This is a genomic window from Rickettsia endosymbiont of Pantilius tunicatus (assembly GCF_964291875.1).
GTDB lineage: Bacteria > Pseudomonadota > Alphaproteobacteria > Rickettsiales > Rickettsiaceae > Rickettsia.
Genome location: NZ_OZ198175.1, coordinates 456,168 through 479,258, shown reverse-complemented (window position 1 = coordinate 479,258; position 23,091 = coordinate 456,168). Strand labels below are relative to the sequence as shown.

The window sequence follows — 23,091 nt, the reverse complement described above, 5'->3', positions numbered from 1 at the left end:
AATTATGACAACAAAATTAAAACAAAGATTCGTCCCACAACTTGCAGCAGTTAATCATGAATTTGAAGATGATTTTTCTAAAATGCTTGAAACTGTTGATACGAGTCATATAAAACCTGGAACAGTAGTAAAAGGTCAAGTAGTTGATATTAATGAAGTAGTGGTTGTTGACGTTGGATTAAAAAATGAAGGTAGAATACCTAAATCCGAATTTTTATTATCACCAGCACATAAATTACCTGAGATTGGTGATTTAGTTGATGTTTATATTGAAAAAACTGAAGGGCATAGCGGTAAAACCCTAAGCCGTGAGAAAGCGATAAAAGAAGAATTATGGGGTCAGCTAGAACTCATGTGTAGCAAAGGTGAGTTTGTTGATGGTACAATTTTTGGTCGTGTAAAAGGTGGATTCACTGTCGATTTATCCGGTGTTGTAGCGTTTTTACCAGGAAGCCAAGTGGATGTTAGACCAATTAAAGATCCTAGCTCTATAATGAATATTAGGCAACCGTTTAAAATCCTTAGTATGGATAAAAAGCTTGGTAATATAGTTGTTTCAAGAAGAGCTATATTAGAGGAATCACGTTCTGAAGCTAGAGACGAAATGCTATCTAAAATCAAGGAAGGAATGATCCTTGAAGGAACAGTAAAGAATATTACAGATTATGGTGCATTCATTGATCTTGGTAGTGTTGACGGCTTATTACACTTAACTGATATTTCTTGGGGTAGAGTTAACCATCCATCAGAAGTGCTAGAATTTAATCAGAAAGTTAAAGTAATGGTTATCAAGTTTAACGAAGAGACTAAAAGAATATCTCTCGGTATGAAACAACTTGATTATAACCCATGGGAAAAAATTAAAGAAGAATTCCCTGTAGGTAAAAAAATGACTGGAAAAGTCACAAATTTTGCTGATTATGGTGTGTTTATTGAATTAAAAGACGGTCTAGAAGGGCTTGTTCACTCAAGTGAAATTAGTTGGCTTAAATCTAATCAAAATCCTAGAAAGACCCTTACTATAGGTCAAGAAGTAGAATTCATGGTATTAGAAGTTGATACGGAAAAACATCGTGTTTCTTTAAGTATTAAGCAATGCCAGCAAAATCCTTTAATAAAATTTGCTGAAACTAATCCTGTTGGAACAGTGATTAAAGCTCCAATTAGAAATATTACTGATTTTGGAATCTTTGTTGCACTTAGTGATAATTTAGATGGTATGATTCATGAAGGTGATATTAGCTGGGAAGATAATGGCAATGAGTTACTTAAAACATACAAAAAAGGTGATGAAGTAGATTGCAAAGTTCTAACAATCAATATTGAAAAAGAGCAGATTAGCTTAGGTATTAAGCAATTAACTCCTAATCCATATCAAGGAATTGCTGATGAATATAAAAAAGGAACAGTAGTTAAAGCTGTTGTAACAGCAATAAAAGATGACGGATTGGAAGTATTAGTAAACGATAAAGCAGCAGGATTTGTTAAAAAATCTGATTTATCAGATGAAAAAGAAGAACAAAAATCTGAAATGTTTGCAGTAGATCAAGAAATCGAAGCAAAAGTTGTTTCTATCGAAAAGTCAACCAATAAAATCTTATTATCAATAAAAGCCCATAAAATAGCAGAGCGTCAAAAGGCTCTTAAAGAATATGGTTCTAGCGATAATACAACCAATATGGGCGACATACTTGCTAATGCTTTAGAAGATAGTAAGAAGTAGGATTGTTAGTCAACCTCCTAGGTGTAATCCCGTGGCTTATCCACGGGATGCCTTGTTGCGTAGATCATTCTTCCCCTGTCATCCCGTGATTTATTCACGGGATCCAGTTAAAAATACTAATAAAATTAGTATTTTTTACTATTTTCTGGATACCGTGGACAAGCCACGGTATGACTACCTTGGGGCGTTTTTCGATCCACGCGGGCAATGCCTCCACGGGATGACACATATCCTTCCAACAAAAAACTTTAAGGAAAAATATCCAATGTCCTACGTACCTATAGTAATTGAACAAACCTCTAGGGGTGAGCGTGCTTATGATATATATTCAAGGTTATTAAAAGAACGGATAATCTTTGTATGTGGTCCTATTGAAGATCATATGGCAAATTTAATTACGGCTCAATTATTGTTTCTTGAGGCAGAAAATCCTGAGAAAGACATATATATGTATATAAATTCTCCTGGAGGAGTCGTAACAGCTGGTCTTGCAATTTATGACACAATGCAATATATCAAGCCTAAAGTAGCTACACTTTGTATCGGTCAAGCTTGTTCTATGGGGTCATTTTTACTTTGTGGTGGTGAAAAAGGAATGAGATACAGCCTGCCGCATAGCCGTATTATGATTCACCAACCATCCGGAGGCTATAGAGGACAGGCAACAGATATAGAAATTCATGCTCAAGAAACTCTAAAAATCAAAAAGATCCTTAATAGCTTATATAGTAAACATACCGGACAAGATGTAAAGCATGTTGAGAAAAGTATGGAGCGTGATAATTTCATGTCACCTGAAGAAGCAAAAAAATTCGGCATAATCGATAAAATAATTACACATAGAGATATTAAGTTGTTAAAGGATAAGGAACAAGGTCAGTAGCAAATCGTCATTGCGAGGAGAAAATGAAAGTTTCGACGAAGCAATCTTAGGATGTTTGATGAGATTGCTGTGTCAATGCTTTGCATCCACGAATTTGTTGCGTAGATCGGTTTTCCAATTGTCATCCTCTGATTTATTCACGGACCTGCATATTATTTTTTCTGGATTGCCACGTTCATTTCATTCGCTCGCAATGACATAAACGAGCCAACTCCCGAACCTCCTCGCAATGACAGTATCTTAATACAACACATAAAAAACTTATAGATTTAGTATCATTATTAGAGTATAAACAATTATCTTTTTATTGGGGTCATAGCTCAGTTGGTAGAGCGTTTGAATGGCATTCAAAAGGTCGGGGGTTCAATTCCCCCTGGCTCCACCAGTTATTTTCAGGTATTTCAGCCATTTTTACACCTTTATAAAAATTTTATATGTTCCTTATATGTTCCAAAATACTTAATTTTAATATTGAGACAGTATAAAAAAATAATCAGCTCATAAGCTATTCTTTTCCATACTTACTTAAAACATAATCAAACAATGCCAAGCTATCGGCTTCGTTATTATCAACCGGCTTAAATCCTTTCTTTTAACAGCTTCTATTACGTCATATTTAGTAGCGTTACCTTTACCAGCGATATGTTTCTTGATAGTACCAACTTACTATTAACTAAAAGCCAATAGTCCATTTTAATTTCATTTATCTTCAACTGATGCTGGAGGGCATTTCAAGCATCAACATTGCGGCAAAAAATCAACCGCCGCCAATGAGTTACTGCGATGGGTAAAAACTAAAGGTGGTGTTACGCTGCAAGGCTTGGTGAAACGCCGTAATGTAGAGCGATTATTGTTTTTAAGTGAAACAGCTACAGCGGTGGTTGTTAGCTCTGCCTAATATACTCTCTATATTTACATTTTAATAAAAATTCTTAAATATTCTGTTATAATTATAAGTAGTAATTATTACTAGTTATTAAAACGGCACCGTCAAGTTAAGAGAGATGTAAATTAAGTATTGAGCAAATGCATGGAATAATTTATAGAATAGCAGTAACCATTTATCTCTAAATTTCACCATTATGCGTATTACTCAAGCTCCGAAGAGACATCGTTTTCCAGCAAGCATCATTAGCCATGCAGTATGGTTATATCATCGTTTTAATAGTAGCTACCGAGATGTTCAAGAACAGATGGCATATCGAGGTATTATTTTGAGTCATGAGACAGTAAGATTTTGGTGCAACAAATTTGCAGTTTATTTTCAAGATGTTATCAGAAGGAGAGAGCGGAAGCCAACTGATAAATGGCATTTAGATAAAATGAACATTAAGATTAAAGGTGAAGTATTCATACTATGGAGGGCTGTTGACTCTGAGGGACATGAATTAGAAGTATTGCTACAGAAGCGACGCAACAAGAAATCAGCTATTCGCTTTTTATTAAGATTATTGGGCAATTACCCAGCTCCAAGAGTAATTGTTACTGATAAGCTCAAGAGTTACATTAAACTGATTAAGCTTATGTGTCCTAGGACTAAACATCGAACTAATAAGAGATTAAATAATCGCGTTGAGAATGCACATCAACCAACTAGGCGAAAAGAGAAGATATTGATTAAATTTAAGCATCCTAATGTAGCACAATGTACATTATCACTGATGGGAAAAGTTAGAAATATATTTGCCGTAAATGTTGGAAGATATACTATATAATAGTTGAGATTTTATCTTACATTTAGTAAAATAAATTAATTATTAAATGGAGATAAGAAATGAACTTAAATCAAAAAATAATAAAGCCAAAATTAGGATTACTAGAACTCGCTAAGAGTCTTGGTAGCATATCATCAGCATGTAAAGCGATGGGCTATAGTAAATTAAGTTGAGGTTTGAGTATAGGGATGATATATATAAAGGAAAATGCCAAGATCATATAGTCAAGATTTTAGAAAAAGAGTTATAGGATATGTAGAAAGAGGTAATAGCTGCAATAGCACTGCGATAAGATTTGAAATAGCAGCAAACACAGTAAGGAATTGGTATAAGAGATATAAGTCCGAAGGACATTATTTAGCAAGAAGAATAGGAGGCAAAAAAGGACGGGTAACAAGTCAAGATGTTGAGTTGTACGTGAGTTCTAATCCTAATTTCACATTATTAGAAATGGGTACGTATTTTAATATGAGTTCTGTGGGTGCGTATTATTGGTTAAAGCAACTAGGTTTTAGCTATAAAAAAAAGACTTTTCCTACTTGGAAGCAAGTCAAGAAAAGCGAGATAAGTACCAAGAGGTCATAAAAGATACACCAATAGAACATCTTGTATATATTGATGAAAGTGGTATTGAGATAAATATCTGCAAAGATAGAGGATGGGGCAAAAAAAGCGAAAAACTTATTGGTAAAAAAAGCGGTAAATATTACAACAGAACAAATATCATAGCTGGTTATGTTAATAAAGAGTGTATAGCACCGATGATATTTAATGGAACATGTAATAGACAATTATTTGAAAGTTGGGTTGGAGAATTTTTAATAAAAGAGCTAAAACCTGGACAAGTTGTAGTGATGGATAACGCTGCTTTCCATAAGTCTCAAAGGACCAAAGAACTAATAGAATCAGTAGGTTGTAGGATAATATTCTTACCACCTTACTCCCCTGATCTAAATCCAATAGAGAAATTTTGGACCAATATGAAGCGATGGATTAAAGCTAAAATTACTCAATTTGATCAATTATATAATGCTTTAATTCAATTCTTTAATACGCAAACTTCAACTTAATTTACCATATAGCAGAGATAGTTATTACAGATTTAAAGAACTGTATGAAACTGGTGGTGAAGAAGCGTTGTATGAAATTAGTCGAAGAAAGCCAATAATAGCCAATAGAGTTGATCCAGCGATAGAGAAGGCAGTAATGGATATGGCAATAGAATATCCAGCATATGGTCAGCTAAGAGTATCAAATGAGCTTAAGAAGAGCGGTATACTTGTATCACCTGGAGGAGTGAGATCAATTTGGTTACGTAATGATTTAAACAATATCAATAAAAGGCTTAAAGCATTAGAAGCAAGGATGGCTCAGGATGGTATTGTACTTACTGAATCTCAGTTACAAGTACTAGAGAAACGACGTAGCGAAAAAGAAGCCCATGGCGAGATTGAGACACAGCATCCAGGTTATCTAGGATGCCAAGATACATATTATGTAGGAAATTTTAAGGGTATAGGTAAGGTTTATTCTCAGGTATTTATTGATAGCTATAGCAGAGTAGCTGATGCTAAACTATATATACTTAATGCGATAAGATAGTGACTTAGAGTATGAGTTAGATTATACTAAATGAAAAACTTATGGCAAAGGCATATTCATACGATTTAAGAATACGAGTAATAAAAAGTTTAACAGATGGTAAAACAATAAAAGAGACTTCTGAGATATACTCTATTAGTAGGAAGACTATAATAGAATGGAAAAAATTAAAGAAACAAACCGGCGATATCAAAGCAAAAAGTGGTTATCATACAGGACATCGTAGAATAATAAGAGACATAGAAGGATTTAAAAAATTTATAGAATTAAATTTTGATAAAACCACCATGGAACTAGCTAACAACTGGAGTCAAAAAGTATCTGCAAGTACGATATCAAGATTGCTTAATAAATTAGGTTATAGTTATAAAAAAAACTTTTCTTCATCCCAAAAGAGATGTTGGTCTAAGGAATGAGTTTATATTGAAACTAAAAACTATAGACAAACAAGATTTAGTATTTATCGATGAATCTGGGATAGAAGATAATAGCTGTAGAGAACACGGGTGGAGCATTATCGGTCAAAGATGTTATGGTGAAAGGGGCTATCAATATAAATCACGGATTAGTATGATTGCTGGGGTGTCTGCCAAAGATATTATTGCCCCAATAATATTTGATGGGACATGTAATAAGGACATTTTTGAAACTTATGTACAAGAGATATTGATCAAAGAGTTAAAGCCTGGTCAGATAGTAGTAATGGATAATATTAATTTTCATAAAAGTACAAAAGTGAAAACGTTAATTGAATCTGTTGGTTGCAGTATTTTATTTTTACCAACTTACTCTCCTGATTTAAATCCTATTGAGCATTACTGGTTTAAAATCAAGAACGAAATAAGAAAAACTGTTTATAATTTTGAGCACTTTTTTGATGCGGTTTACTATGCTCTTAAAAAAGTCACTACCTTATCGCATTAAGCTATATTTATTGATAGCTATAGCAGAGTAGCTGATGCTAAACTATATACTGATAAAACAGCTTTAACTGCTGCTGATATGCTTAATGACCGCGTGTTACCATGGTATGAAACTCAAGGCATACAATACTTCGTATTCTGACAGATCGCGGGTCAGAATATAAGGGAAATATAGAGAATCATGCTTTTGAATTATTTCTAAGTATCGAAGGTATAGAACATACTATTACTAAAGCATATTCTCCTCAAACAAATGGTATGTGTGAACGTTTTAATAAAACTATGACACAAGAATTCTTTGATACAGCTATGCGGAAAAGGATCTACACTGATCTTGATGATCTACAATTAGATCTTGATATTTGGTTAGAGCATTTCAATAATGAGCGACCACATTCAGGAAAATATTGTTATGGTAAAACGCCTATGCAAACTTTTAAGGATAGTAAGAAATTAGCTATTGAAAAGAACAATGAAATCTTATATCTTGAATACTCATCTGACAGTCATAATTTATCAGATATTCAGATATAATTTTTATAGTGTCTGTAAGATCAAATCTTGACTTCTACATATACTAAAACAGCACCTTACCAAAGAATTGCATTTGCATCCGCTAAATCCATTTGGGCTGAAGCTACTCAAAGACTTCTTGCTGCCTGAAATCTAAAAATATTACTCTTTTTGACACTATGTTACTTAACTTGACGATGCCGGGGAGAGTTTTACCTTATAAAGAAAAATCCTATTATAATAACCCTTTAAATTACTAATTTAGTATTATGAGTTTTAGAGGTAAGCCGTGTATAAAAAACTTTTTTGTTATTTCAGAACTTATATAGAGTAAATTTTACAAGAAATATATTTACTCTAAAGAACTAATAAAAGCTTCATCAAGACCGGTTACACTAGAGATTAAAGCAATATTGCAACCTTGGGATAATAGTTTTTTTGCTATTTCTGTTTTTACTCTGATATTTTCTTCAGCTTTTCCTTCAGCTTTTCCAATTTGGATACCTTTAGCTTCACCAACTTGTAAGCCTTCAAGAATACCTATTTCTTTCCCTTCTTGTTGCCAATGCTCTGCTAAACTTCTCATAAGCCTTGTCCCTATTTCTGGATTTAACTTTGTTGATAATAAATTCTTTAGTCTTATTTAATCAGCTTGCTCTATCTTCGTCAATGTATAATATAATATCATTTCTAGATAATCATAGCCTATAGTTATTTTTGTTAATTCCGGTAATATATCTGATATTTCTTGCCATCTCTTTAATAATTCCCTCTCATGTATATGCTTGAGAAAAAATTCTAATATCCCTGACCATATCCTTTGTTTAAACTCTTCATCAGGAATTTCATGGACATTCACTAACTGGTAATCATTAATCCATAATTCTTTTGCTAATTTGTTATTGGCAAATAAATCCCACAAATTCCTTGCAACATTATATTTCGCCTGATTATTGTAAAATATCATTGGGTATACCAACGGTAAAGTCTTAGCTTTAGGATTTTGTATTAAATGTCGCTCACAAATATTAATCATATATTTAAATAGCCTAAAAGCCATAAAATGATCTGCTTGTGATTGATGTTCGACAAGCAAAAATAAGTATCCGTCTTGTTTATCAAATTTGCATGAAAATAAAACATCAGAGATAGAATCTTTTAAAGAGCTTTCTACAAATGTGGTGTTTTCCATTGCTAAACTAGGAAAATCTATTAAACTTTTAATATTTGGGGGCAAATGTGCATTAAAGAATTCATGGGCAACTAGAGGATTCTCCAGTGCTTTACGAAATATCTTATCATGCTTAGCTTTCTTCTTATCCTGATCTGGATCACCCAGCAGGTTTCCTTGTTCACTCATATTGTTGACATTTTTTAACTTGATAAAATATTATTATACTACACTCTAAACTCTTATTCCTTGACTAAGCTTGTGCTCAGACACTTGCTTTACCGCACTTCTTATTTCTTTAGCTATTTCTGAGCTTGGACTTATATACTGCATTACTTGTTTATCCCTTCCTATAGCATTTAAATAATCTTCAGCAACGAGATGGCTTTTGCCTTGAAAATCATATATTACTATATCAGAAAATTTTTTATCACCAAGATTATAATTAGGATCAAATTTATTCTGCATAATTTGTAAATCTTTCTGTATCTTCTGCTTTATTGCTGCTATGCAAATCTTGTTACTATAAGCAGTACAAGAATCTATACCTTTTTCTCTGTAGAGTTGCATAGCAGTATTGATATTTTCTGCTGTGCCAAACTTGGCTAAAGCTGTTATTTGCTGTTGTTGCAAATTATTTAGTCCGTTATTATCGTTATTTACCATTTTTGAAAATAGTAATTCTATAGACTTAATTTGTGATTTGCTATTATCATTTGCTTTTAAGGCACCGTCAAGTTAAGAGAGATGTAAATTAAGTATTGAGCAAATGCATGGAATAATTTATAGAATAGCAGTAACCATTTATCTCTAAATTTCACCATTATGCGTATTACTCAAGCTCCGAAGAGACATCGTTTTCCAGCAAGCATCATTAGCCATGCAGTATGGTTATATCATCGTTTTAATAGTAGCTACCGAGATGTTCAAGAACAGATGGCATATCGAGGTATTATTTTGAGTCATGAGACAGTAAGATTTTGGTGCAACAAATTTGCAGTTTATTTTCAAGATGTTATCAGAAAGAGAGAGCGGAAGCCAACTGATAAATGGCATTTAGATAAAATGAACATTAAGATTAAAGGTGAAGTATTCATACTATGGAGGGCTGTTGACTCTGAGGGACATGAATTAGAAGTATTGCTACAGAAGCGACGCAACAAGAAATCAGCTATTCGCTTTTTATTAAGATTATTGGGCAATTACCCAGCTCCAAGAGTAATTGTTACTGATAAGCTCAAGAGTTACATTAAACTGATTAAGCTTATGTGTCCTAGGACTAAACATCGAACTAATAAGAGATTAAATAATCGCGTTGAGAATGCACATCAACCAACTAGGCGAAAAGAGAAGATATTGATTAAATTTAAGCATCCTAATGCAGCACAATGTACATTATCACTGATGGGAAAAGTTAGAAATATATTTGCCGTAAATGTTGGAAGATATACTAAAACAGCACCTTACCAAAGAATTGCATTTGCATCCGCTAAATCCATTTGGGATGAAGCTACTCAAAGACTTCTTGCTGCCTGAAATCTAAAAATATTACTCTTTTTGACACTATGTTACTTAACTTGACGATGCCGTTATTTCAGAATTTTTTATAAATGATTTTTTAAACAGCAGAGTAAATTTTACAAGAAATATATTTACTCTAAAGAACTAATAAAAGCTTCATCAAGACCGGTTACACTAGAGATTAAAGCAATATTGCAACCTTGGGATAATAGTTTTTTTGCTATTTCTGTTTTTACTCTGATATTTTCTTCAGCTTTTCCTTCAGCTTTTCCAATTTGGATACCTTTAGCTTCACCAATTTGGATACCTTTAGCTTCACCAATTTGGATACCTTGAGCTTTACCAACTTGTAAACCTTCAAGAATACCTATTTCTTTTCCTTCTTGTTGCCAATGCTCTGCTAAACTTCTCATAAGCCTTGTTCCTATTTCCGGATTCAACTTTGTTGATAATAAATTCTTTAGTCTTATTTTATCAGCTTGCTCTATCTTCGTCAATGTATAATATAATATCATTTCTAGATAATCATAGCCTATAGTTATTTTTGTTAATTCCGGTAATATATCTGATATTTCTTGCCATCTCTTTAATAATTCCCTCTCATGTATATGCTTGAGAAAAAATTCTAATATCCCTGACCATATCCTTTGTTTAAACTCTTCATCAGGAATTTCATGGACATTCACTAACTGGTAATCATTAATCCATAATTCTTTTGCTAATTTGTTATTGGCAAATAAATCCCACAAATTCCTTGCAACATTATATTTCGCCTGATTATTGTAAAATATCATTGGGTATACCAACGGTAAAGTCTTAGCTTTAGGATTTTGTATTAAATGTCGCTCACAAATATTAATCATATATTTAAATAGCCTAAAAGCCATAAAATGATCTGCTTGTGATTGATGTTCGACAAGCAAAAATAAGTATCCGTCTTGTTTATCAAATTTGCATGAAAATAAAACATCAGAGATAGAATCTTTTAAAGAGCTTTCTACAAATGTGGTGTTTTCCATTGCTAAACTAGGAAAATCTATTAAACTTTTAATATTTGGGGGCAAATGTGCATTAAAGAATTCATGGGCAACTAGAGGATTCTCCAGTGCTTTACGAAATATCTTATCATGCTTAGCTTTCTTCTTATCCTGATCTGGATCACCCAGCAGGTTTCCTTGTTCACTCATATATTTATATTTTTTAACTTGATAAATATTATTATACTATACTCTAAACTCTTATTCCTTGACTAAGCTTTACCTCAGATACTTGCTTTATCACACTTCTTATTTCTTTACCTATTTCTGAGCTTGGACTTATATATTGCATTACTTGTTTATCTCTTCCTATGGCATTTAAGTAATCTTCAGCAACGAGATGGCTTTTGCCTTGAAAATCATATATTACTATATCAGAAAATTTTTTATCACCAAGATTATATTTAGGATCAAATTTATTCTGCATAATTTGTAAATCTTTCTGTATCTTCTTCTCTATTGCTGCTATGCAAATCTTGTTACTATAGAGCATACAAGAATCTATACCTTTTTCTCTGTAGATTTGTATTGCGGTATTGATATTCTCTTCTGTGCCAAACTTGGCTAGAGCTGTTATTTGCTGTTGTTGCAAATTATTTAGTCCGTTATTATCGTTATTTACCATTTTTGAAAATAGTAATTCTATAGACTTAATTTGTGATTTGCTATTATCATTTGCTTTTAAGGATGATTTAAGTTCTATTGCCTTGATAGTTGCTGTTAATTTTATTATTTCAGGCTCTATAAGCTTATCTATAGATTCTGCCCCTTGGGATTTTAACATATCATTAAAATCGCCTTTTTCTGCTGGTCGTATTATTGATACTATAGCTCCTTTGCTAATTAATTCTTCCTGTGCTTTAATTACAGTATTAACTGATACTGCATCTTTACCATCATTATCAGCAGCAATTATTATTCTCTCACCTTTGATAGGCTCATAGTTCCTGATGTTACTTACACCTAAACTACAAAGAATTTTGCCTTTAATACCAGCTTCCGCAATGCTTAAAGCGGTTTCTACCCCTTCTGCTATAACCGTTACATTACTTGCTAAATTATTGCCATCTTTACTGCTTTGTACGTTCTGCTGTTCGTTATTTTTATTAATCTCAACAAAAGAACCTTTAATTTTTCCAAATGAACGTTTATTAACCTCAATATCAGCTTTATTATTTGTTTCTTTGTTTAAATAAATTGATTGTCCACCGGTAATATTACCATCTTTATTTCTAGCAAAAGCAATTAATGCAGGATAATATTGTTTACTATTACTATCCCACATCATATTAGTTTTTAGATCGTTACTTAGTTGGTATCTTGTTAATACTTCTTTAATTCTACGATGTTCTGATAAATATCTTTTTGCTACATTATTTGGCATGACATATTTTACAGAGTCTGATTTTTCATATAATCCTATAGCTCTCTTAATTTTTACTGTTTCAGCCTCTTGCTCTGTTTGAGTTTTAATTTGTTGATTTTTGTTTGCTGCTAAATTTACTGCTAGATCTTTACTATTTGTTGACACACCAACCATATTTTGTAAATATTTCTTAGCTTCTACAAAATCACAATTTTTTTCTCTTTGTACTAAGGTAAATAAATCTCCTCCCTCTCCTATACTAAAATCATGCCAGATACCAGCTTTACTGCCACCTATCTTCATCGCTATTTTACCATCTTTCTCCCAGCGGAGTAACTGGCTATTTGATAAATGCTTATTTGGACTACCAAGTAAGCTTCGTCCTATTTCTTCAGCTTTAAATGATAATTTTTGTTTTAATTCCAGAGCTTTTTGTTTATTAATTACATTATAATCTATTTTATTCTTTGCTATAACCTCCTCTTGTAATTTAACACTGATTGTTGTAGCTTGCTTATTACAATTATTGAGATTATCAGAAGAGCTTTTTTGCTCTTCTTGGGCTTTATGGCTTGTGGCAAAATTTGTGCTAGTGCTTCTTAGGATTTCTGCTACTTTAGCAGGTGGTCTTGAGCTTATTCTTAAGTGGTAATAATTATCATTACTGTGTAATCTATCCTTAATATCTTCTACTACCCCTTTAAACCAATTACCTACTTTATCTATAATATTAGGACTCTTGCTTTCCTGAACTGCTAGCAACTCTTCTAAAGTTTTAAAATTAATGCTAGATAGCCTATTATCTATTTTGCTAAGTTGCGATATTAAACTGACCATATTCCTGGTAGCCTTCCTATTATAGTAAAGTTTTACCTCTTCTATATGTCTAGTCATGGCTACATAAGAATTTCTGCTATTTCCTGCTAAATTATGTAATACATAGACATCTTTAATTGAGGCTCCTTGTGCTTTATATACTGTAGAAGCATAGCCATGTTTAAAGCTTACATCTTGAGGATTAAATTCTATTTCTTTCCTGCTATCTGTTTTAGTAACAAACTTATCGTTGCTTACTGAAGTTATCGTTGCAAATTCCCCATTTTCTATTTGTAAATCTTTATTAGTACTTTTAAACAAAATACGATCTCCTGCCATATAATCTTCATACTGCTGAGATGGTAGATAGCGTCTATACTCTTTACCGGTAAGCAAGCCTTTAGCTTTTAGTAACTCCCTGATCCCTTGATTAATACTATCTACTTCAACATTACGCATGGTAATTATTAAACGCTCATTTAGAGCAAATTTGCTGTTGCTCCAATCATTAATTAATCTTGCCATTGATTCTTCTAGCGTATGATCAATCTTTAAACCATCATGTTGTGCAAGTAAACGCAAGCCACCAGCAATATCTGATTTTGCAAAGCACGAAGCCATGTCTCTTGCCCATACTTTATTTTGTCTTCTAATTCTACTCAACTCATACGAGCCAAATTTACTAGCCAATACTGCAAACATTCCTCCTCGCTCAACGGAAGTTAGTTGTCTCTCATCTCCAGCCAGTATCAAATTACAATTATTACTCCTTGCTACTTTTAATAATTCTAAATAATCACTATTACCTACCATTCCTGCTTCATCTACTACTAGCGTAGTATTTCTTGGTAGCTCAGCTTTACCATTATATAATTTAAATAAAAACCCTTTTACCGTATGACATTGCTGGTAGCCTTTACTTTTAAGCTCTGATGCTGCTTTATGAGTAGGAGCGAGTCCTATAATATTTTGCCCATGATGAGTAGCAATTTTATAGCCTTCAGCAAGTACTTGTGACTTACCGGTGCCGGCTCTACCTTGAAGGATTTTAATACCTTGACTATTAATTAATATGTGATGCAGGCTTGCTCTTTGTGCTTCATTAACACTTGCAAGATTATCAATAGCACTTTTAAGCTTAATACCATTATTAAAATGAATCTGGCTATTTACCTTATCAGCTATTCTAACTATCCTTAATTCTTCATCCCGTATGTCTTGAGTAGTATAGTATTTAGTATCCGTGCCATCTTCATTATATAGTTTTACCAGCCTATCTGAATTTAATACCTCCCTTATTAGTTTTTGCTTTTCTGCTTCTTCTGGAATTTCTTTTACTGCTTTTTCTATATCGAGTTTAGTAAAAATAGCTTGATGACGAATAATACGATCAAGTACCACATCCGCTCCTTTGATAATTTCAATATGGGCTAACTTACATATTTTATTTTGCTCTGCTATTTCATTGATAATACTTCTCATTCTAGTAGGACCAACATGCTGCTCAGGGCTAAAACTTATTGGGTCTACTCTGATTTCTAAACCTAATTTAGCAAAATATTTATTGATTACTTCTTTAGCTCTTTCATGAATAATTTTATCTTCGGGGATAATAAACGCTTTGCCACTTACCTTGGCAAATTTAGGATTTAAATCTACTGCCTTAGCTCCTAAAGATTTTCCATCTTCTGTAAATCTTCTGGTAGTAACAAGCAAGTGAGCATGCCAATTCTTCTCACCATCATGAGGTGAATGAATATCTACCTGCACCCTAAGCCCATTCTTTACCCATCCCATTTCTTCAATAATTTCATGGGTAATAGCTATTCTATCTTGTAAATCTAATTCCGTATCATCAGGCAGTGCTATAACTACATCTTTTAATAATTGACTGTTTTTTCACTTTTCTGTACGCTCCACTTCATTCATCAAAACCCTTGGGTCTTTGAATCTTTCATCTACATGAGCAGGCAACAACACTGCATGGTAAACATTATCTCCTTTTTTGCTAAAATTATAAGTGACGTTAGTTCTCTCATCTTTAATAATCAGCCTGGCATTATAAGCAGCTTTTAGGCAAGCATTTTTACCTTCACTTCTGCCAACTATTTCTATTCTTGCAAACTGTATCGCCATGGTTCATGAATCTCAATCCTATTCAATCCATCATTGACATTACCATGCAATCTTAAAATCATCCATTGAATCTAAAATATATGAACCAGCAAGCAAATAATAAACGATAGTTTATATATTGCGTCTGCCTACTCTTTCGAGTAGGCCTGAACCTCTTCCTCTGCTGCTTTTTAACTCTACTTCATAACTAAACTCTTGTTTCATTATTTGTTGATTGGTTCGGTTACAGGTATGGAATTACTTTAATTTTAACTCTGTGTTTATTTTTGTGCTTATATTGGAGGATTTAGGTAGTATAAATCTAATTAACGCGAGTTTCGTATTAAGATGCCTAGATTATAGCTAATAAATTTGTCATAATCCTGATTCTTTAAGGCTTTTGGGCAATTTAATAAGAATAGTTGGAGTAAAAAACGACAATTTGCTGAAAATTTACGTATTTTTAGCAAATTTTATAACAAAGACCGTGTTATCAATATCCTTATAACCCAGTATTTATCAGCTATTCAGGACCTTTGTGAATACGAAACTCGCGTTAATTAGTCGCTTCAAAAGGAAATCTTGCAGAATTTTTTATCAATAATTAAAATAGATTTGACTGCTCTAATTTTTTGAGGATTCATGACATGTGACAATAATATTTAAATATTATACTCATATGGGGAATATCATAAAACAAAGACTAAAATTGCAACAGAAAAAAGCAAAAATTATTACAGAAGAGGCTAAACTTAAAATTCAAGAAAGGAAAATGCGTACTCTCCACTTAATAGCAATGGGAGGATTAATTGCTAAAGCTAAACTTGATGATTTACCATCTAACAGCTTATTTGGGGCTTTGATTTCTTTGAAAAAAGAATTAATACAACATCCTAATGTCCAAGATCAGTGGACTCAAATCGGTAAAAATATTTTTGATCAAAAATTAAACAATTAACGTCCATTATCTTAATGGGACTGTTGAAAAAGTTTTAAGTAATTTAAATACATTATAGTAAAATAAATTAAAAGTTATACTATATACGCTTATTTATCAAAACTACAGTGGTTTATACAAACAAAATGACTACAAAAATACTTTTTCAACACTTCGCTGATATTAATACACATAACACTTTATCTTCTATTAAAGGTAAATGTAATATTCTACCATGACATCTTTTCTTAAGTTCAATCTTTTTAAATTCAGGTCTAATCCGTTCTACTATCTCTCTAAATCTTTAAATTTACACCAGCTAGTTGTACCAAATTTTTTGGGTATTTACTCAACTTTAGATAATTTAAACTTTTATTCACATTATCTATTTTCCTTTACTTAATTCAATCCAATCTCTTTCGCAGGAGGTTTATTATTTCACGAACCTTTTCTTTTATAGCTCTTGTTAGAATCTTGTATTTATGTAATATTTATGATATGTATGCTTTCCTTTTTCCTAATTTTATAGGATGACTATGACTTTCTCAAACTAAAGTTTCTCCACATGAAGGTAGAGGCTAGAGCCATCCGATGGATAGTCCACTTTTCGCTTTTCGCATGTTCCGTTACGGCAATCCAAATGATGACAAAGATTCTCAAGTATCTGCTCATATGCAAGGAGTTGTGACATAGTCCAATTAAATCGACTCAAAATATTATAGGCATTATTGATGTTAGTATTAATATAAGCTGTATTAAACCTATCATTAGAGAGTAACTTTCTTAATCTTGTTTCCTGTGTCTTTTTATATTCATCGTGGTTTGCTGTACCAAATTCTGCTGTATTATGCATCTCTCTGCTACGTATTTGTATTTCTATATTACGTTTATAGATATTAATTATGACATGTAAGGAACGGTAGCCATTATCCTTAGGATTAGTAATATAGTCTTTAAACTTCTTTACATCAACAGAATAAATATTGTAAATAATATCTAATACTTTATAACAGTCTTCTTTTTTATTAACTATAATCCTAAAAGCAATTAGGTCCTTCAATTCTTTCACAGTGGTAGCTTTTTTTAATATCTTCTTTAAAACAGAACAAGGGGATTTTAATCTGTAATGTATTTCAGCAGCTATATTAGCTTTATATAGTTTAGTGCTAATAGCAGCTATGATATTATGTAAATCATTAGTATTTATACCTTGCATAATTAACATTTATAATAAATTATAATACGTTTGTTATAAAATAATCAGCTTTTGATCCCTGTAATTAACTATTAACTCCACATTAGTACACTAAACTCCATAAAGAGATATAACTCTTGGAACTTTACTTTTAAATTTATGGAGGGAAAAAGCTGATTATTTTACAGTAACTTAAGTGCAATTTAACTCCCTGACCTTACTAATCTGGCAGAATGTAATAAATTCGCAGAACTAAATTTGCCTATCCCCGAGGCAAGCCACGGGGAATTTAACCCAACAGGGATTAAAACTTAAATTAGAATTATTAACAACTCTTAAAAAAACAGTAAGTATTATACATAAATAAAAAACACATAGATATTTAATGTAAAAATTTATCTATTAAAGACCTCTAAAAATAAGTGAATTAAGTAGTCAATAATAAGAAAGTAGATATTAATGAAGAGATTATAATCATTAAGAATTATTAGAATGGATATATTTACAGTTGCTGGAAGAGACAGATTAAGTAAAGATAACGTACTTAAGTTAGAACAAATAATTAACTGGAATCAAGTAAGTAATTATTTAAAGAACAGTAAACTGAGATCTGACTTAGAGCCTGTCTTGAAAGACTAATTATCTAATTACATAGTACTTCAACATGTTACTTTAGTACTATTTTATGTCTAAAAAATTTACAAGTTTTAGCAAAATTACTGTTTTTTTATATAGATTTTAAACTGCTTGTTATGAATTAGTGTATTATTGTTGTTATCAATCCACTTTCAAGACAGGCTCTTAGGCAGGATTGGTTATAGCGAGTGATTGTTATTTAAATGTATCCTATTAGGACAATTATATAATTTAACGTGAATAGCGAATTAAAATAAGTCAAGAATTAAGGGAAGAGTCGATAGATGGTTTGTTAGGTAGTAACTGGTAATTGATAAGAGAAGCGATCATGTGAGAGAAGGCATTTTTGACTGATCCATATATGACGATGTCTTTTAACCTTATAGAATATATAATAGTTTAAATAAATTAGATTTTATGGAAGATAAAGGCTATGTGTCCGCAAGAAATATATGCAAAACATTTACGTGTAATTAACAATATTAGATTTACATCAAGAGAAATAGATGTAATAGCATGCATTATGCATGGGAAGAACATAAAAGGAGTAGCTAATTTTTTATCAAATGAGGATAAACAGGTTGAGACAAGAACTATTGAAAGTCATATTTCTAACATCAAACGGAAAATAGGAACAAATGTTCGAGAGGGCATTATAAACTTTATGGAAAAGTCCGATAAATATAAACTAATACAAAGTTACTATTTAAGTTTATTAATTCAACAAGAATTTAAAAAAAACTTAAAGGAAATTTTAATATTAACAAAGCCTTATAATATATCTTTTTTTATTGTTTTGCAGATGCTAGGAAACAATGATTTAAACTGGATGATTTATAAGATACGTAGGGATTTACAACTTGTAGGCATAACAGTTTTTATAGAACTGCGAGAATATTCTGATAATGTTCCTATAGTGCTCATGCATAAGGGGACACATGGCGAAGATAAAAAGCAATGTACTATCTATGTTTTATCTGTAAATAAAACTAATATACCTAAACGACAATCTATTGTTATGTCTAATGATCAGGATATATCTAAAGTATTTTTCCTTACAACACAGGAAAAACAAGGTTTAGAATTTTTACCTAAGCGAACTAATTTTGAATATATTAATCTTTCTCTATCCAAACAATATCATTTTATTTTTTTAGAAATTGTCACAAAAGTTTTTTCTAATACAAATGTAGAGAATATTATTGTTAAGTTCAGGGAAAGATATAATAATATTATGTCAAATCAGACTAGTTCAGTTGCCCCTCACGCCTATTTGACAGACAAAAATATTCAAGCTAAAGTTAGGAATATTTATTTACCAATAGTTGATGTATTGGTTTTGATTATTTGTAGTACTTATCTTTTAATATTTGACCCAGCTGTTAGAACAACGGTTAAAAGTCAAGAAGCAGAAATGCCTTACCTTAAACCACAAGAATCAATAATATTTCCTAAGAATTTGACTACTTGGAATATACCTAGACAAGATAACGTTTTTGTTGGTAGAGAAAAATTATTGAATAATTTACACAATAAATTACGTCAGAATCATACACCAGAAGGAATAAGTAATGTGGCAATTAGTGCATGTACTGGACTTGGAGGAATTGGAAAAACACAATTAACTTTGCAATATGTCACGCACACAAAACATCCGTATACATTTAAAGCTTGGTTTCCTGCAGAGAATATTGATGATTTGTGTAATAAATATATTGAATTCGCTAAGCTATTAGGATATACAGAAAACATCTATACAAAAGAAAACATTATCGCTTATGTTAAACAATGGCTAGTTGATAATCCAGGATGGCTTTTAGTTTATGATAACGTAAATAACTATCGTGAAATTGCACCATTTTTACCAGAAACTGGGGGACATGTAATTTTAACAACTCGTCAACGTCATTGGTCAACAAAATTTTCAATATTGCCCATTGACGTCATGACAGAAGAAGAATCTATTAAAACAATAAAGACTTTAATACAGCGAAATGTGGCATTAGAAGAAGAAAATGCTATAAGGGAATTAGTAGAAATTTTAGGATATTTACCCTTAGCACTAGTACAAGCTAGTGCTTATATTAAGCAAAAACATATTACTATTCCAGAATATTTAGGCCTTTACAAGAAGTATGAATCAGAATTATTATCAGATAATTCTTTTTTAGAAGAGACAAATAATTATATCTACCCAGTGGCAGTAACCTGGAACATTACCTTAGATGAAATTGTTAGAGATACTAGAATTAACAATGAACCACCAATAGCTATTGAACTTTTAATAGTATGTGCTTACTTAGCACCAGACAAAATCTCTCGAAAACTATTGCTTACATGGCTGCAAACTGCTCATCCTGATTTATCATCGCCAGAATTAACATTAAATAAACATATTGCTCTATTATGGAAATATTCCATGATCAATTATGATAACGATAATAATATTTCCGTCCATCGTCTAGTACAAACAGTTTTACGTCATCAGTCCAATCAGATACTAAATAAAAACAATAATATGTATCCTACCTTAAATTTAAGGTGGTTTGAATCCCTATTACAATTTTTTATAGATAATAAGCAAGAATTTAAACTAACTAATTCTTTTCAACAAATTATTGAAACTAGTCAGCACTTTAAAACTCAATTTCAGGATAAATATAATGAAAATCTTATAACAATGGATTTGATGGTTGCTACAATCTACTATTATCAAGAAAAGTATAAAGATTTTCTAAAGATACTTGATCAGGTTAATGCATATTTGCAGAAAATTGACGGCTTAGAAATGTTAAAATGTGAAATGCTAGCCTTATATTCAGCATATTTTTATAAAATCGGTAATTATCATGAGGCTGAAGAAAAACTAAATAAAGCATTTGATGAGTACAATAATATAAAAATAAATAATTCAGAAAAAGACAATGATATGAAAATATTGAAGGCAAAATTAGTGTATAATAAAGCCAATCTTGTCTTAGAGAAAAGTAAAAAAACAGATAAAACTAATATAAATACACTAGAAATAGAGAATGCTATTAAATCAATTCAAGAAGCAATGATTTTATTTAAGGCAGCTAATAGAACTAGAGGTTTTTTATTATCAATTAGATTGTATGGACAACTACTTATTTTAACTAACCAAGGGGATAAAGTAATAATAGAGTTTAATAAATACAATAACTTAATTGAGCAAATATATGATTACATGATAAAAATGCTTTTTTATATAACTTATTCAGATGCTTATTTTAGCAAAGGCGATTTCAACAAAGCTTTGGAATATTGTGGTAAAGCTAAACAACAAGCAGAGAAATTACATCTTAACAATAAATTAAATTATCTTAACAATCAAGAGAAAACTATTAAAGCATCACTGCAATAAAATTGAATAGCATTCTATAGTTAAGTAAATTCAATTAGGTATAATAAAGAGTATTAAAGATATTTATTGCGTAATAACAATTTACCGTTATTGTGGAGTAAGAGGAGAGAATGGGACTGTGTTATTATATAAATTTAATCTTTTGTAATTTGTAGTTATATTTAAACAATGTGTGTGTAATTGTCTTGCAACTTTTGGTGTTTTGAGATAAGTAGCAAGAGCTAAGAAGACCTGTAAAGTTTCTAAAATTGTTTTCTGTCCTTTTTTATGAGTTTTAGCTCCTATTGTTTGTACAGGCACCGTCAAGTTAAGAGAGATGTAAATTAAGTATTGAGCAAATGCATGGAATAATTTATAGAATAGCAGTAACCATTTATCTCTAAATTTCACCATTATGCGTATTACTCAAGCTCCGAAGAGACATCGTTTTCCAGCAAGCATCATTAGCCATGCAGTATGGTTATATCATCGTTTTAATAGTAGCTACCGAGATGTTCAAGAACAGATGGCATATCGAGGTATTATTTTGAGTCATGAGACAGTAAGATTTTGGTGCAATAAATTTGCAGTTTATTTTCAAGATGTTATCAGAAGGAGAGAGCGGAAGCCAACTGATAAATGGCATTTAGATAAAATGAACATTAAGATTAAAGGTGAAGTATTCATACTATGGAGGGCTGTTGACTCTGAGGGACATGAATTAGAAGTATTGCTACAGAAGCGACGCAACAAGAAATCAGCTATTCGCTTTTTATTAAGATTATTGGGCAATTACCCAGCTCCAAGAGTAATTGTTACTGATAAGCTCAAGAGTTACATTAAACTGATTAAGCTTATGTGTCCTAGGACTAAACATCGAACTAATAAGAGATTAAATAATCGCGTTGAGAATGCACATCAACCAACTAGGCGAAAAGAGAAGATATTGATTAAATTTAAGCATCCTAATGCAGCACAATGTACATTATCACTGATGGGAAAAGTTAGAAATATATTTGCCGTAAATGTTGGAAGATATACTAAAACAGCACCTTACCAAAGAATTGCATTTGCATCCGCTAAATCCATTTGGGATGAAGCTACTCAAAGACTTCTTGCTGCCTGAAATCTAAAAATATTACTCTTTTTGACACTATGTTACTTAACTTGACGATGCCCTTTACACTTATTGTTATTACATGCATCTTTTAATTTCTGTCCAGATTTAAATTTTATCTGCTTATGTGCTGCTATTATCACCGGTTTACCTGTCTTTGGATTACGACCAGTTCTAGATGCAACATTTATAATACCAAAACTACCAAAACCTAATAATGATATTTCTTTTCCTTCACTTAATGCAGATGTAATCGAAGAAGTAAAAATATCTATAATTTTTTCTGCTTCTACCTTAGTACAATCATGCTTCTCTGATATATAACTTATGATTTCACTTTTATTCATTTATATTACTTGTTTAATCCAAATTATTATTTAACACAAAATATTTCAGTAATACTGACTCTAAGTTATTTCAAATACTCTACAAAATTTAGGCTCCAAGCAATATTTTT

Annotated in this window: 15 protein-coding genes, 1 tRNA gene and 7 pseudogenes; 15 read left to right on the top strand and 8 right to left on the bottom strand. The window is 31.6% G+C overall.

The window, feature by feature from the left end:
* The first annotated feature begins 4 nt into the window (after positions 1-4).
* The 3 genes from ACICQC_RS02830 to ACICQC_RS02820 all read left to right on the top strand — a co-directional run bounded on the left by ACICQC_RS02830 (position 5) and on the right by ACICQC_RS02820 (position 2,991).
* Positions 5-1,723 carry a 30S ribosomal protein S1 gene (locus ACICQC_RS02830; protein ID WP_395477303.1) on the top strand — a complete coding sequence of 573 codons (1,719 nt, stop codon included), beginning with the start codon at positions 5-7 and terminating at the stop codon, positions 1,721-1,723.
* A gap of 265 nt (positions 1,724-1,988) precedes the next feature.
* On the top strand, positions 1,989-2,606 hold the full coding sequence (clpP, locus tag ACICQC_RS02825) for an ATP-dependent Clp endopeptidase proteolytic subunit ClpP (RefSeq protein WP_395477302.1): 618 nt from the start codon (positions 1,989-1,991) through the stop codon (positions 2,604-2,606).
* Between the two features lie 309 nt (positions 2,607-2,915).
* Positions 2,916-2,991, top strand: a tRNA-Ala gene (locus tag ACICQC_RS02820).
* Positions 2,992-3,111: 120 nt separating this feature from the next.
* Here the strand turns inward: ACICQC_RS02820 and ACICQC_RS02815 are convergent.
* Positions 3,112-3,269 (bottom strand): annotated as a pseudogene (locus tag ACICQC_RS02815) (Holliday junction resolvase); the annotation flags it as partial.
* Positions 3,270-3,384: 115 nt separating this feature from the next.
* On the opposite strand from ACICQC_RS02815, the gene ACICQC_RS02810 reads away from it, so the two are divergent.
* From ACICQC_RS02810 to ACICQC_RS02775, 8 genes and pseudogenes are all read left to right on the top strand, one after another.
* The gene (locus ACICQC_RS02810) at positions 3,385-3,504 is read left to right on the top strand and encodes a lysozyme (RefSeq protein WP_395477628.1); all 120 of its coding nucleotides are present in this window, start codon (positions 3,385-3,387) and stop codon (positions 3,502-3,504) included.
* A 184-nt stretch (positions 3,505-3,688) separates the two neighbouring features.
* Positions 3,689-4,321, top strand: a complete 633-nt coding sequence (locus ACICQC_RS02805) for an IS6 family transposase (protein WP_395477301.1) — start codon at positions 3,689-3,691, stop codon at positions 4,319-4,321.
* 59 nt (positions 4,322-4,380) lie between these two features.
* Positions 4,381-4,485 (top strand): annotated as a pseudogene (locus ACICQC_RS02800) (IS481 family transposase); the annotation flags it as partial.
* A 43-nt stretch (positions 4,486-4,528) separates the two neighbouring features.
* Positions 4,529-4,906, top strand: coding sequence for an IS630 transposase-related protein (locus ACICQC_RS02795; protein ID WP_395476240.1), 378 nt, complete (start codon positions 4,529-4,531; stop codon positions 4,904-4,906).
* Positions 4,861-5,391 carry an IS630 family transposase gene (locus ACICQC_RS02790; RefSeq protein ID WP_395476239.1) on the top strand — a complete coding sequence of 177 codons (531 nt, stop codon included), beginning with the start codon at positions 4,861-4,863 and terminating at the stop codon, positions 5,389-5,391. Before ACICQC_RS02795 ends, ACICQC_RS02790 begins: the two co-directional genes overlap by 46 nt.
* Positions 5,372-5,902: pseudogene (locus ACICQC_RS02785) on the top strand (helix-turn-helix domain-containing protein); the annotation flags it as partial. The gene ACICQC_RS02790 and the pseudogene ACICQC_RS02785, both read left to right, overlap by 20 nt.
* Before the next feature lie 62 nt (positions 5,903-5,964).
* Positions 5,965-6,847, top strand: a protein-coding gene (locus ACICQC_RS02780; RefSeq protein WP_395477300.1) for an IS630 family transposase whose coding sequence is annotated in 2 segments (ribosomal slippage) — positions 5,965-6,291 and positions 6,293-6,847 — 882 coding nt in all. Because the reading frame shifts where the segments join, the coding sequence is not laid out codon by codon here.
* Between the two features lie 6 nt (positions 6,848-6,853).
* Positions 6,854-7,380, top strand: a pseudogene (locus ACICQC_RS02775) (integrase core domain-containing protein); the annotation flags it as partial.
* A 331-nt stretch (positions 7,381-7,711) separates the two neighbouring features.
* On the opposite strand, the pseudogene ACICQC_RS02770 reads toward ACICQC_RS02775, so the two are convergent.
* Positions 7,712-8,719 (bottom strand): annotated as a pseudogene (locus tag ACICQC_RS02770) (Rpn family recombination-promoting nuclease/putative transposase).
* Positions 8,720-8,764: 45 nt separating this feature from the next.
* Positions 8,765-9,268, bottom strand: a pseudogene (locus ACICQC_RS02765) (conjugal transfer protein TraA); the annotation flags it as partial.
* 87 nt (positions 9,269-9,355) lie between these two features.
* On the opposite strand from ACICQC_RS02765, the gene ACICQC_RS02760 reads away from it, so the two are divergent.
* Entirely contained in the window at positions 9,356-10,066 is a 711-nt protein-coding gene (locus ACICQC_RS02760) for an IS6 family transposase (RefSeq protein WP_395476494.1), read from the top strand.
* A 116-nt stretch (positions 10,067-10,182) separates the two neighbouring features.
* Here the strand turns inward: ACICQC_RS02760 and ACICQC_RS02755 are convergent, their stop codons facing one another.
* The 3 genes and pseudogenes from ACICQC_RS02755 to ACICQC_RS02745 all read right to left on the bottom strand — a co-directional run.
* Positions 10,183-11,238: an Rpn family recombination-promoting nuclease/putative transposase gene (locus ACICQC_RS02755; protein ID WP_395477299.1), complete on the bottom strand. Its 1,056-nt coding sequence runs from the start codon at positions 11,236-11,238 to the stop codon at positions 10,183-10,185.
* Between the two features lie 43 nt (positions 11,239-11,281).
* On the bottom strand, positions 11,282-14,752 hold the full coding sequence (locus tag ACICQC_RS02750) for an AAA family ATPase (RefSeq protein WP_395477627.1): 3,471 nt from the start codon (positions 14,750-14,752) through the stop codon (positions 11,282-11,284).
* Positions 14,753-14,839: 87 nt separating this feature from the next.
* A pseudogene (locus tag ACICQC_RS02745) lies at positions 14,840-15,406 on the bottom strand (MobA/MobL family protein); the annotation flags it as partial.
* A 658-nt stretch (positions 15,407-16,064) separates the two neighbouring features.
* Between ACICQC_RS02745 and ACICQC_RS02740 the strand changes: the two are divergent.
* Positions 16,065-16,343, top strand: a complete 279-nt coding sequence (locus ACICQC_RS02740) for a conjugal transfer protein TraD (protein ID WP_395477626.1) — start codon at positions 16,065-16,067, stop codon at positions 16,341-16,343.
* Positions 16,344-16,872: 529 nt separating this feature from the next.
* Here the strand turns inward: ACICQC_RS02740 and ACICQC_RS02735 are convergent.
* Positions 16,873-17,538: a bifunctional (p)ppGpp synthetase/guanosine-3',5'-bis(diphosphate) 3'-pyrophosphohydrolase gene (locus ACICQC_RS02735; protein WP_395477293.1), complete on the bottom strand. Its 666-nt coding sequence runs from the start codon at positions 17,536-17,538 to the stop codon at positions 16,873-16,875.
* Between the two features lie 1,048 nt (positions 17,539-18,586).
* On the opposite strand from ACICQC_RS02735, the gene ACICQC_RS02730 reads away from it, so the two are divergent.
* Positions 18,587-21,538, top strand: a complete 2,952-nt coding sequence (locus ACICQC_RS02730) for an NB-ARC domain-containing protein (protein ID WP_395477298.1) — start codon at positions 18,587-18,589, stop codon at positions 21,536-21,538.
* A 394-nt stretch (positions 21,539-21,932) separates the two neighbouring features.
* A complete protein-coding gene (locus tag ACICQC_RS02725) occupies positions 21,933-22,643 on the top strand; it encodes an IS6 family transposase (protein WP_395476422.1) in 711 nt (236 codons plus the stop codon).
* A 32-nt stretch (positions 22,644-22,675) separates the two neighbouring features.
* Here ACICQC_RS02725 and ACICQC_RS02720 read toward each other — a convergent pair whose 3' ends face one another.
* On the bottom strand, positions 22,676-22,981 hold the full coding sequence (locus tag ACICQC_RS02720) for an HU family DNA-binding protein (protein ID WP_395477297.1): 306 nt from the start codon (positions 22,979-22,981) through the stop codon (positions 22,676-22,678).
* Positions 22,982-23,091 lie beyond the last annotated feature (110 nt).